General features: G+C 29.3%; 13 protein-coding genes. 12 read left to right on the top strand and 1 reads right to left on the bottom strand.

Annotated elements, in window-relative coordinates; all coding sequences use genetic code 11:
- Positions 1-56: 56 nt before the first annotated feature.
- The 9 genes from J3E06_RS03495 to hisH all read left to right on the top strand — a co-directional run bounded on the left by J3E06_RS03495 (position 57) and on the right by hisH (position 7,516).
- Positions 57-677 (top strand): DUF2067 domain-containing protein, encoded by a 621-nt coding sequence (locus J3E06_RS03495; protein WP_013181084.1) that lies wholly within the window; start codon positions 57-59, stop codon positions 675-677.
- Between the two features lie 159 nt (positions 678-836).
- The gene (locus J3E06_RS03490; protein WP_013181083.1) at positions 837-1,121 is read left to right on the top strand and encodes a DNA-directed RNA polymerase subunit L; all 285 of its coding nucleotides are present in this window, start codon (positions 837-839) and stop codon (positions 1,119-1,121) included.
- Between the two features lie 318 nt (positions 1,122-1,439).
- Complete coding sequence (locus tag J3E06_RS03485; protein ID WP_013181082.1) at positions 1,440-2,507, top strand: DUF4352 domain-containing protein; 1,068 nt, start codon at positions 1,440-1,442, stop codon at positions 2,505-2,507.
- A gap of 276 nt (positions 2,508-2,783) precedes the next feature.
- A complete protein-coding gene (locus J3E06_RS03480) occupies positions 2,784-3,308 on the top strand; it encodes a DUF5683 domain-containing protein (RefSeq protein WP_013181081.1) in 525 nt (174 codons plus the stop codon).
- 216 nt (positions 3,309-3,524) lie between these two features.
- Positions 3,525-4,166 (top strand): 50S ribosomal protein L1, encoded by a 642-nt coding sequence (locus J3E06_RS03475; RefSeq protein WP_013181080.1) that lies wholly within the window; start codon positions 3,525-3,527, stop codon positions 4,164-4,166.
- A 13-nt stretch (positions 4,167-4,179) separates the two neighbouring features.
- Positions 4,180-5,190, top strand: a complete 1,011-nt coding sequence (locus tag J3E06_RS03470) for a 50S ribosomal protein L10 (RefSeq protein WP_013181079.1) — start codon at positions 4,180-4,182, stop codon at positions 5,188-5,190.
- Positions 5,191-5,427: 237 nt separating this feature from the next.
- The gene (rpl12p, locus tag J3E06_RS03465; RefSeq protein ID WP_013181078.1) at positions 5,428-5,727 is read left to right on the top strand and encodes a 50S ribosomal protein P1; all 300 of its coding nucleotides are present in this window, start codon (positions 5,428-5,430) and stop codon (positions 5,725-5,727) included.
- 341 nt (positions 5,728-6,068) lie between these two features.
- Positions 6,069-6,614: a TATA-box-binding protein gene (locus tag J3E06_RS03460; protein ID WP_259164035.1), complete on the top strand. Its 546-nt coding sequence runs from the start codon at positions 6,069-6,071 to the stop codon at positions 6,612-6,614.
- A 260-nt stretch (positions 6,615-6,874) separates the two neighbouring features.
- The gene (gene hisH, locus J3E06_RS03455; RefSeq protein WP_013181076.1) at positions 6,875-7,516 is read left to right on the top strand and encodes an imidazole glycerol phosphate synthase subunit HisH; all 642 of its coding nucleotides are present in this window, start codon (positions 6,875-6,877) and stop codon (positions 7,514-7,516) included.
- Positions 7,517-7,632: 116 nt separating this feature from the next.
- On the opposite strand, the gene J3E06_RS03450 is transcribed toward hisH, so the two are convergent.
- Positions 7,633-8,775, bottom strand: coding sequence for a pyridoxal-phosphate-dependent aminotransferase family protein (locus J3E06_RS03450; protein ID WP_013181075.1), 1,143 nt, complete (start codon positions 8,773-8,775; stop codon positions 7,633-7,635).
- A gap of 291 nt (positions 8,776-9,066) precedes the next feature.
- On the opposite strand from J3E06_RS03450, the gene yjjX reads away from it, so the two are divergent.
- From yjjX to J3E06_RS03435, 3 genes are all read left to right on the top strand, one after another.
- The gene (gene yjjX / locus J3E06_RS03445) at positions 9,067-9,786 is read left to right on the top strand and encodes an inosine/xanthosine triphosphatase (protein WP_013181074.1); all 720 of its coding nucleotides are present in this window, start codon (positions 9,067-9,069) and stop codon (positions 9,784-9,786) included.
- Positions 9,787-10,433: 647 nt separating this feature from the next.
- Positions 10,434-10,598, top strand: a complete 165-nt coding sequence (locus tag J3E06_RS03440; RefSeq protein WP_013181073.1) for a 4Fe-4S binding protein — start codon at positions 10,434-10,436, stop codon at positions 10,596-10,598.
- A 2-nt stretch (positions 10,599-10,600) separates the two neighbouring features.
- Complete coding sequence (locus tag J3E06_RS03435) at positions 10,601-11,776, top strand: geranylgeranyl reductase family protein (RefSeq protein WP_013181072.1); 1,176 nt, start codon at positions 10,601-10,603, stop codon at positions 11,774-11,776.
- The last annotated feature ends 163 nt before the right edge of the window (positions 11,777-11,939 follow it).

Raw genomic sequence — 11,939 nt, 5'->3', positions numbered from 1 at the left:
GAATTTATAAATTTATAAAGTTAGGAATTTATAAATTTTCAAATATAAGGTGAATTATGAAAAGAGTTATATCAGTTAGTGGTTCTGAAGAAGAAACAGTGGAAATATGTGAAAAGGTTGCTAAATTAAGTTTAGAGTGTTCTTTCGATTCAAAAGTAAAAAGTACTGACGGCTCAATTTCAAGTATTATGATAAAGCTTTATGGTAATGACCGTAATAAATTAAAAGAAGACCATAAAGATATTTTAGCAATAATAACCGATGTAAAAAATAAATACAATGCAAATAAAAAAGGAATGTTCACATATAAATTAAATGATTTAAAAACACCAGTTAATAAAGATTTAATAATAGATGCATTAAAATATTCCAAAATAAAGCACGAATACATTAAAGAAGATAATGAGTTGCTTGCAAAAATAACTGCGCAAGAGTTAGATGATTTACTTAAAGATTTACAAGAAATCTATGTCGATTTGTCATATTACCCAATAGGTTCTAAACCGGTTAAAAATGCCATAGTAATTGGTGTTTATATATCAGGCTTGGAAATGGATGAAATATTAGAATTAGGTCTCGAAGAAGGATGTTTTAGGGAAGAAGATGATAGAATAGTGCTTAATATGGATATTACTAAGGTAAAAAATATACTATGCAATTCAAAGAAGTCAATTTAAATATATAAATATAAGAATATACCTATGGTAATGTATGATAAATTATAATAAATTATATAAATAAAATATAGACTATATAATTACTAATATCTAAAAATTATTAAATTTAAAAAGTTAAAAGTTTAGAATTAATTAAAACTTGACTGTATCGGTGAAAATATGATTAAAATTACAAAACAAGCGGAAAACTATTTGGAATTTGAATTAACAAACGAAGACCACTCATTACCAAATATACTAAAAGATATTTTATTGTCAAAAGAAAACGTTATAATGGCTTCTTACAATGTTGAACACCCTGTTTTAGACCCTGAAAGCGGTAAATATATTTCAAATCCTCTTTTAGTTTTAGAAACTGTAGAGGGAACCAATGCAGTTGAAATTTTAAAAGAAAGTTTAAGCGATTTAATAGCTTTATGTGATGAAGGACTAAATGACTTATAATTAAAAATAATATAATATATAATACTAAAAATACAATTTACAAATATCTATTTTTTATTAATCAAATATTATTATTATTATTATTATTACTTTTTTATTTTTAAAATAATTATTCAAAAATTTATTTATTTTAAAAAATAACATATTAAATCAACTATTTTATAAATATACGGGTAATTTTTTGTTAAAATTACTAAATAACGTTTAAAATCGTACAAACCAATGTACTCATATATAAAATAGCACCTTCGTATCCTAAATAACTACCTATTTATAAAATATTTTATTATCTAATTATGTATAAATTGGAGGCATATTATGAAAAATAATAATATATTAAAAATTTTTCTTTGTGTTATGGTATCCCTCGTTGTAATGTGTAGCGGTTGCGTCTCTTCTTCGTCATCAGATAGTGCTGATGATGTAGTAGTGGAAAAAACCAGCACAAACGATAATACCGAACCTAAAGAAAACGAAGAAACTAAAGATGATGAAAAACCTAAAACTGAGGAACCCGTAGAAGAAGGGCTACCTGACGAATACGTCGCAGTATTTTATGAAGCATACTCCACTAAAAGCTTTGATGGAAGTTATGGTAAAGAAGAAGCTGCAGATGGTAAAAAATACTTAATTGTTGATATTACAGTATATAACAATGGATATGATGAAATTAGCGTAAATCCATTGTACTTTGATGCAATTGTTGATGGCGTAGAATATGACTACAGTATTGATAGTTATAGCTTAGAAAATGATTTAGACAGTGTAAATTTAAGAAACGGTGGTAAAACCAGCGGTTCATTAGCATTTGAAATTCCAGAAGATAGTAGTTCAACATATAGCATTGAATATAACCCAATTACGTGGGATAAATTGAATATAATATACAATCCTGAAGATGTAGATATTGAAGAAGCTCAAAAAGCTGCTGCTTCAAGTTCAAATACCGGTGCTGAAAAGTCAACACCTACTACTTCAAATGATGATACAGATTCAGACTCTGTAAACATCATAACTGCAGCTACAGTGACTGAATCATTTAACTACAATATTGGAAGTTATGAATACACAAGAGAAGCCCCATCTGGTAAAACATACCTTATCACATATATTTCCATTGAAAATAATGGATATGATGAGATATCAACAAGCCCATTGTACTTTGATGCAATTGTTGATGGCGTAGGATATTCATATGCTTCAGATACATACAGCTTAGAAAACCATTTGGAAAGTGTAGATTTAAGAAACGGCGGTAAAACCAGCGGTTTATTAATATACGAAATTCCAAAAGGTTCCGACAGCTACGAACTCGAATACGACCCAATTTCGTGGGATAAATTGAATATTAAATACGAATATATCTCATGGGATGAAATTGAATAAGGCATTATTTAAATTAAATACTCCATATTTATTTTTTTCAATTTTTAATACATTTATAAGATTAAATATTTTAAATAAATATTTTTATTTTTTAGATTTAAACGTTAAAATAAATAGTAATATATTTATTGAATAAAGTAGTATAATTTAGGATATAAATAAATTAGATATATCTTTATAAATATTATAATAATAAAAAATATTAAATAACGCCACATACCTAAAAATTTAACTTATATTATTATGTGGTAGATTATATTGTTTTACGGTGAAATAATGGCAGAAATAAAGTATTGTCAACATTGTGGTTTCAAATTAGAAAACGACGAAGATGTGTGTCCTCAATGCAATAAATTTTGTTCTGACACACTCCAGGACTTAAAAAATTCATATAATGTTCCTTCAATAACTATTAACAATGAAAATAATAATGATACGAATGTTACAAGTGCGTCTGATTCCCAGAGTGAGAGTGAGAGCGATAGTGAATCAGAAGCCAAAAATACAAATATTAGTTCAAATATTAATAAAAATACTAATATGGGCTATCCTGCAGGTTTTAACAGATATATTAAAAGTCCAGCGCTTGCTGCAATATTATCCTTTTTTATACCGGGTTTAGGTCAAATATACAATGGTGAAATAATAAAAGGAATTATTATTATAGTATTATTCGTTATATCATTCTTTGCCATAGCCATATTAATTGGGTTTATTATGTTACCAATTGTTTGGTTATATGCAGTCTGTGAAGCTTATAACACCGCAAATAAAATTAATAGAGGTTATATTGTCCCATAACTCAAATAATTCCCTAAAAATACATAATAATACATTAAATTTTTATTTTTTAGATAACATATTTTTAATAATCTTAACATTTTTAATAATATCATTATTTTTTAAATTTTTAAAATATATATTTAAGGTAGTAATATTTATATAATAGTTAATCAATATTATGTTTGCTCCATGTTAAGACTGAAAAGTCATATGACAATTACAGGAGGCTACACAATGGATAGTGTAAACATATTAAACGCAGTGAAGGAGGCTCGAAATTCAGCAAAGCCGCGAAACTTCACACAGTCTGTTGACCTTATCATAAACCTCAAAGAGCTTGATTTGTCAAGACCTGAAAACAGGATGAAACAACAAATCGTACTCCCAAGTGGTTTAGGAAAAGAAATCAACATCGCTGTGATTGCTAAGGGAGATTTAGCAGCTCAAGCTGAAAGCATGGGCCTCACTGTAATTAGACAGGAAGAATTAGAAGAATTAGGAAAAAATAAAAAACAAGCTAAGAAATTAGCTAACGCAAACCAGTTCTTTATTGCACAAGCAGATATGATGCCTATTGTAGGTAAATCCTTGGGTGCCGTTTTAGGTCCAAGAGGTAAAATGCCTCAACCTGTTCCTGCTAATGCAAATCTTAAACCATTAGTTGAAAGATTTGGTAAAACTATTAGCATCAACACAAGAGATAAAGCATTTTTCCAGGTTTACGTAGGTAAAGAATCAATGAGTGATGAAGAACTTGCAGCAAACATCGAAACAGTATTAAATACTGTTGCTAGGAAGTATGAAAAAGGACTTTACCACGTTAAAAGTGCATTTACAAAACTTACCATGGGTGCTTCAGCACCGATAGAAAAGTAGAGGGGTTGAGATTATGAGCGAAGTAAAATCAGAACATAAGATTGCCTCTTGGAAAGTAGATGAAGTTAACGCATTGAAAGACTTACTTAAAAGTGGTAACGTAGTTGCAATTATTGACATGATGGAAGTTCCTTCAGTTCAACTTCAAGAAATTAGAGACAACATCAGAGACTTAATGACTTTGAGAATGTCAAGAAATACATTGATGAAAAGAGCGATTGAAGAAGTCGCTGAGGAAACAAATAATCCTTCATTTACAAAATTAGTAGATTGTTTGGAAAAAGGTGCTGCAATCATTGCAACCGAAATGAACCCATTCAAACTTTACAAGACTCTTAACGAGAGCAAAAGCCCTGCACCAATTAAAGCTGGCGCTACTGCACCTTGTGATATTGAAATTAAAGCTGGTTCAACAGGTATGCCACCTGGACCATTTTTAAGTGAATTGAAAGCTGTAGGTTTACCTGCTGCAATCGAGAAAGGTAAAATTGGAATCAAAGAAGATACAATTGTTGCTAAAGAAGGAGATGTAGTATCCGCTAAATTAGCTGTGGTATTATCAAAATTAGATATTAAACCTATGGAAGTAGGTTTAAACGTATTGGGCGTTTATGAAGATGGAATCATTTACGACTCCAGTGTGTTAAAAATTGATGAGGATGAATTCCTCGCTAAATTACAAAATGCTTACACAGGTGCATTTAACTTATCAGTTAATGCAGCAATTCCTACTGCAGAAACAATTGAAACAATCGTTCAAAAAGCATTCTCCAATGCTAAGGCTGTATCAGTTGAAAGTGCATTCTTAACATCAGAAACCTCAGACGCTATTATAGGAAAAGCTAACGCTCAAATGTTAGCAGTTGCTAAATTAGCTGGTGATGATGCTTTAGATGAGGAATTACAATCAATGGTAAGTGGTTCAGAAGCAGTATCTGAAGCTCCAGCAGCTGAAGAAGCTCCTGCGGAAGAAGAGAAAAAAGAAGAAGCTCCTGCATCAGTAGGTATGGGTTTATTATTCTAAATCCTTAGCTTTTATTTAACTTACTTAATTTAATTAAGTAAATAAATTAATGTATTAAAATTGTACTAAGCATATAATTTAATATAATTAATTATAGAATTTAATAAAGGAAACAATAACGATTTAAAAAATCTAAGTATGTATTGAAAAATTATATATACTTTAATAGATTATCTGAAAACTAATAATTATAAAAACACAAAAAGAAGTAAATTATTAGTATTTGAGGTGTACTTTATGGAATACATATACGCAGCTTTATTATTAAACTCAGCAGATAAAGAAATTACAGAAGATGCAGTTAAAGCAGTTTTAACCGCAGCTGGTATCGAAGCAGACGATGCAAGAGTTAAAGCATTAGTTGCTGCTTTAGAAGGAGTAGACATTGCAGAAGCTATCGCAAAAGCAGCAGCAGCTCCAGTAGCAGTTGCAGCAGCAGCTCCAGCAGCTGAAGCTCCAGCAGAAGAGAAAAAAGAAGAGAAAAAAGAAGACACCGGTGCTGCAGCAGCAGCTGGTTTAGGTGCTTTATTCGGATAATTAAATTATATCCGAATATTTTTATTTCTTTTAACAATATATATTATTAAAATTTAATTAGAAATTATTTAATCAACGCTTTTTTACAAGTTATATTTTGACAAATTAATTAGAAATGATACTAATCATAAGAATTATTTTTTATAACCCATATAATTGATATATCTAAATATATTTAGGTATTATTATCCTTATCAATATTGGTACTATTATTTTTATCATTAATTTTTAAATTGTTAGAATTTTGAAACATTTAATTATAACATTTTTATAAAAGTATATAAATACATTTATATACTATATAAATAAAACTTATATTATACGTAATATAGGTGAGAGATATGGAGCCTGAAATAAAGATTGTTAACGTGGTAGTTTCTACACAAATAGGAACAGATATAGACTTAGAATATGCTGCAGATGTTTTAGACAACGCAGAATATGAACCAGAGCAGTTTCCTGGTTTAGTGTGTAGATTAAGCGACCCTAAAGTTGCATTGTTGATATTTAGAAGTGGTAAATTAAACTGTACTGGTGCTAAAAGTAAATCAGACGCTGAAATAGCAATTAAAAAGATAATTGCAGAACTTAAAGAAGCTGGTATGGAAATAATTGATAATCCTGAAGTTAGCATTCAAAATATGGTTGCCACAACCGAATTAGGTATGGAACCTAACTTAGACGATATTTCCACATTGGAATGTACAGAATATGAACCAGAGCAGTTCCCTGGTTTAGTTTACATATTAAGCGACCCTAAAGTTGTAGTGTTAATATTTGGTAGCGGTAAGGTTGTAATAACCGGTTTAAAGAAAATTGATGATGCTTACACAGCATTTAATAAAATATTAACAACGTTAAAAGAACTTGAAGAAGAATTTTATTAACTTATTTAACATAATTTTTTATTAATTTTTTATTTTATTGTTATGTATTGTTATAATCCATTGAGATATACTCTTTTAGTCATATATAATTTTTACAAAAATATACATAGTTCTTGATATTTTAATTTGGCAAATTAATATTAAAATATGTATATATAGTATAATTACGTATTTTTATGTAAATTAGAATATATGTCATTTTATTGGAATTACCATTAAATTAAACATTATCAAACATTATACATAGAGCGTGTGAAATTATGATTGCAATTATTGATTACAATGCCGGAAACTTAAGAAGTATCGAAAAAGCGTTTTCAATTTACGAAAAAGACGTTAAACTTACAAATAACCCCGAAGTAATTTTATCAGCGGATAAACTTGTTTTACCGGGCGTTGGAAACTTTGGAGACTCCGTAAAAAATATAGAAGCCGTAAAATTTGATGAAAAAGTCTGCGATAAATTAAACACGGATTGTACAAATTTAAAAGAATTAATTGTCCAAAATATTGGTAAAGTACCATTTTTAGGTGTTTGCGTGGGTATGCAATTACTTTTTGAAAAAAGTGAGGAAAGTAAAGGCGAAGGTTTAGGTGTATTCAACGGAGAAGTTGTTAAATTTGTAAATGCTCCTAAAATACCACATATGGGTTGGAATAACGTTAAACAGGTTTTGGATATACCATTATTTGAAGGGATAAAAGATAATGATTACTTCTATTTTGTCCACTCCTATTATGTAAAAACTTTTGATGAAAAAATAATCGCAGGAACTTGCGATTATGGTACAGAATTTACCTGTGCCGTTAATAAAGACGATATTTATGCTACACAGTTCCACCCTGAAAAAAGTGGTAAATCTGGTTTAAAAATGATTGAAAACTTTGTGGAATTAATTTAAGGATTAAAAAAGGATTAAAAATAAATAATTAAAATAAATAATTAAAATAACTAAATTTAATTAATTTAATTAAATATTATTTTTTATATTATATTTTATTACAGCATATTTAAAAATTATAATAAGTAATCCTTAGCTACATCAACGCCACAACCTGCGTCATATCCAAGTTTTTTAAGACCTGCTTCTATTAATGCTAAAGTACCTAATATATGGTGCTCTTTTACGCTACCCATATGCCCTACTCTGAAGATTTTACCTTTTAAGTGAGCTTGACCTCCTGCAACTAAAACATCGTAATCGTTGTTTAAAGTTCCTCTGAAATCTTTATCACTTATTCCTTCAGGGTATAAAGCAGATGTAACTGTTACTGACCTTGCTCTTTCTTTTGCGAACAATTCAATACCCATTGCTTCTAAACCTGCTCTTGTAGCTTCTGCAAATTTATCGTGTCTTTTGAATCTGGTTTCTAAACCTTCATCGAGTACGATTTCTAATGCCTTGTTCATTGCATAGGTCATTGATACAGATGGAGTGTAAGGTGTTTCTTTACTACTTTCCCATTTTTTCTGGTAAGCTTTAATGTCTAAATAGAATGATTTAGTTTCCGTTTTGTTTATAACTTCCCAAGCTTTATCATTTACTGAAATAGCCGCCATTCCTGGGGGTGCAGCGATACATTTTTGGGAACCAGTCACACAAATGTCAATGTTAAATTTATCAACGTCCACATAGTCGCCACCTAATGATGAAACTGTATCTACGATGTAAATTGCATCGTGGTCTTTTACAACTTTACCGATTTCTTCAATAGGGTTCTTTACACCGGTTGATGTCTCGTTGTGAACGATTGTAACTACTTTTGTATCAGGGTTTTCTTCGAGTGTTTCTTTAACTTTCTCAACGTCTGCCATATCGCCCCATTCATTGTCGAGCAACATTGTGTTTGCTTTGTAGGTATTTGCAATTTTGTAAAACCTGTCTCCAAAGTTTCCATTTACTATATTTAGTACTTTATCCCCTTTGTCCACGGTGTTTGAAATTGCCATATCCATTGCTGCAGTTCCTGAACCTGTTATTAAGTGTGCATCGTATTTTGTTTGGAAAACTTTTTTCATTTTGTCCACTGTGTCTTCCAAAAGTGCACCATAATCTGCGGTTCTGTGCCCAATGATGGGTAAAGCCATTGTGTTTAAAACTTCATTTGGAACCATTGTAGGTCCAGGTATCATTAATAACTTTTCGGTATTCAATTTCATCAAATCCCTCGAGGATATTGTTGTTTTATTGTTGTTTTATGATTTTATGTTAATATCATATGTTAAGATATATTTATTATATGTATTTTTACATTGTTTAATAGTATAAATAGTTAATTTATTTATTAATTTATTTAATACTATATTAAGGATTCTTTTAATTAAATATGTATGTGGCAATAAAATTATGATATATTCATATCGATATCCTTTTTAATTAATATTATATAATGATAAGTATCGTAAATCAAATTATCGAATAAATTATAAAATAAAATAGGGGAATACTGTATGAGTAGTAAAAAAATTGAAAATAATAAAAATGAAAATAATAAAAATAATTTTAAAAGTCCATTTGAAAATAAAATTTGCGAAATATGTGGAAAACCTGCAAAAACCTATCGATTTGGAACCATCCTATGCGAAAGTGAAGAATGTCTTAGTAAAGCTATGAATCAACGTGGCGGTCCTGCCGGACATAAGTTAAGAGTCGCTTCTATTGGAACACTTAATCCCGTTAAAATTAGTGCAGCTCAGGAAGCTTTAGAGCGTGCGGTAGGTAGTGTTTTAATAAATTCAATAGATGCAGATAGTAAAGTATCTGACCAACCCATTGGATTTGATGAAACATTTCAAGGTGCATACAATAGGGCAAAAGAAGCTTATGATAAAGCTTCTTCGATGTATGGTATTGGTTTAGAAGCAGGTATTGTAAAAATTGGAGAGAAACGGTTAGACATTCATATTTGTGTGATATACGATAGCTTCAGGCATACGGTTGGAACGTCTTCAGGCTTTCAAATACCTTTGGAAATACTTTCAGGAATTGAGCAAGGCGTTGAATGTGGTGAAATCGCTGGAAAATTATATGGAAATCCTGAAATAGGCAAAAATGTGGGGTTAATAGGGCAATTAACTGATGAAAATATTGTTAGAAAAGATTTATGCAAGCAAGCAATTACTATGGCGTTAATTCCCCGATTAGCTCAAAATATGACTACTAAATTCTAAAATATAGGTATATAATTATAATTATAATTATAACTTATAATCTATTTTTAAATATTGAAATTAAAATTATTATTTTATTTTATTCTTATTTTATTTTTACTTCGTTATTTTAAATATTGCTTAGATTAAATAAACTATTTTGGATATTTAACTTAATTAAATAAGGTGATAACTTTAAATTATAACAGTTTATAAAATAAATCATCAAATAAAATAGAAAAGCATAAAAACATAGGTTGGATAAATAGTTAAAAGTATTTAAAGAACATTGCAAGTACATAAATTAATAATACCTAAATTAAAAATAAAACATTATATAGCATCGTAAATAATAGATTATTATTTAACAATTTTATATTTAAGCAAAATAGTATCACTTATAGTTATTATAATTATTTTGCATAATGCAATTATTCAAATCTTCAAATTTTATTAAATTATAGTTAAATGGCGCATTTAATATAATATCACATTAGTTCAAAAAAAAATTGAAATTTGAAATAATGGCAATAAATAGGAAGATATAGTAAAATACATTACTCTATAATAAAAATAAACTAAAATCATATGAATAAGCTTAAATATCGATAATAATCTAATTTAATATATAATGTGTTATTTTTGTTTTCACATTGGGAGAGGATATTGTGAAAGTAAATACTTTAAAATGTGGCTACTGTGGGGCATGCGTTGGCATATGTCCGAGGAATGCAATTGAACTTATCGAGAATAAAATTGAAATAGATACAGAAAAATGTAAAGGCTGTAAACTTTGTAAAGAAATATGTCCAGTAAATGCTTTGGAGGAATAATAATGAGGGCACTAATTAACAGTTATGACGTTGTAGTTATCGGCGCAGGACCGGCAGGGAGTATGGCTTCATATAACGCTTCAAAGATGGGGGCAAAAACTTTATTGGTTGAAAAATCACAAGAAATTGGGGAACCAGTTAGATGTGCGGAAGCAGTTCCCAAAATAGATGAAATATATGGAATACCAGCAGACCCAAGTTTTGTACGTACTAAATTAGATGGTGGATATATCGTAGCACCAAACGGAAAAACAATCGCAGTAAAAGGCGGAAAAACCGACGGATATGTCGTTGAAAGAAAAATATTCGATAAATATCTTGCAATTCGAAGTGCAAAACAAGGTACAAAAATTGCCGTAAAAAGCAGGGTTGTAAACATTGAACAAGATGGAAGCGGATACTTAGTAAGTATTAATCACATGGGCGAAGAATATAAAATAAAAACCAAAATAGTTATTGCAGCTGATGGTGTAGAAAGCTCTATGGCGGAAATGGTTGGTTTAAAATCTAAAAAGAATGTTAATGAAGTGTGCTCTTGTGCAGAATACGAAATGACCAACGGTAAATGTATCGATGATAATATGCTTGAATTATACTTCGGAAGTGTTGCACCAAAAGGTTATGCGTGGATATTCCCAAAAGGCGATACTGTAAACGTAGGTTTGGGCGTAATTGGTGCTAAAAAGAGTGCTTTAGAATATTTAGATGATTTTATATCTAATCCTGTGATTAATGGTAGGTTAGACAATGCTACCCCAGTTGAATTTAAATGTGGTGGTGCTCCAGTAGGCGGACCTATTGAAAAAACATTTAAAGAAGGTTTTATGATTGTAGGAGATGCTGCTGGTCAGATTAGTCCTTTAACCGGTGGAGGGATAGCTCTTTCTATGGATTGCGGTTTAATTGCGGGAGAAGTTGCGGGAAAATGTATAATGCATAATGATTGTTCTGAAGAAGCTATTAGTGAATACGAAACTAATTGGCATGAAAAATATTTACATTTGCTTAAAAATGATTTAAAATATAAAAATATTCTTCAACAATTAACTGATAAAGAATTAGATGCTATTGGTGATTCAATAGATGGCGATTTAGAAGATGTAGATGTTCCTAAAATAGCATTAAAAGCAGTTAAAAAGTCCCCTTCATTATTGAAGTATTTAAAAGAATTATTATAATACATTACAATATTATCCTATTTTTTATTTATTTATTTATTTTATTTATTTATTTATTTATTTTATTTATTTATTTTTTATTTTGTTAATTGCCATATAATATATTATCAACAAATTTTATATGGGATTTATATAAATTTTAAATAATAAATAAAAAAAATAG

The sequence above is a fragment of the Methanococcus voltae genome (genome assembly GCF_024807655.1).
GTDB lineage: Archaea > AGJL01 > Methanococci > Methanococcales > Methanococcaceae > Methanococcus > Methanococcus voltae_D.
This window is presented reverse-complemented; position numbering and strand designations above follow the sequence as displayed.

Bases quoted from the DNA above. Each gene is read 5' to 3' on its own strand.
- J3E06_RS03495 (WP_013181084.1), top strand. From the start codon at position 57: ATGAAAAGAGTTATATCAGTTAGTGGTTCTGAAGAAGAAACAGTGGAA.
- J3E06_RS03490 (WP_013181083.1), top strand. From the start codon at position 837: ATGATTAAAATTACAAAACAAGCGGAAAACTATTTGGAATTTGAATTA.
- J3E06_RS03485 (WP_013181082.1), top strand. From the start codon at position 1,440: ATGAAAAATAATAATATATTAAAAATTTTTCTTTGTGTTATGGTATCC.
- J3E06_RS03480 (WP_013181081.1), top strand. From the start codon at position 2,784: ATGGCAGAAATAAAGTATTGTCAACATTGTGGTTTCAAATTAGAAAAC.
- J3E06_RS03475 (WP_013181080.1), top strand. From the start codon at position 3,525: ATGGATAGTGTAAACATATTAAACGCAGTGAAGGAGGCTCGAAATTCA.
- J3E06_RS03470 (WP_013181079.1), top strand. From the start codon at position 4,180: ATGAGCGAAGTAAAATCAGAACATAAGATTGCCTCTTGGAAAGTAGAT.
- rpl12p (WP_013181078.1), top strand. From the start codon at position 5,428: ATGGAATACATATACGCAGCTTTATTATTAAACTCAGCAGATAAAGAA.
- J3E06_RS03460 (WP_259164035.1), top strand. From the start codon at position 6,069: ATGGAGCCTGAAATAAAGATTGTTAACGTGGTAGTTTCTACACAAATA.
- hisH (WP_013181076.1), top strand. From the start codon at position 6,875: ATGATTGCAATTATTGATTACAATGCCGGAAACTTAAGAAGTATCGAA.
- J3E06_RS03450 (WP_013181075.1), bottom strand. From the start codon at position 8,775: ATGAAATTGAATACCGAAAAGTTATTAATGATACCTGGACCTACAATG.
- yjjX (WP_013181074.1), top strand. From the start codon at position 9,067: ATGAGTAGTAAAAAAATTGAAAATAATAAAAATGAAAATAATAAAAAT.
- J3E06_RS03435 (WP_013181072.1), top strand. From the start codon at position 10,601: ATGAGGGCACTAATTAACAGTTATGACGTTGTAGTTATCGGCGCAGGA.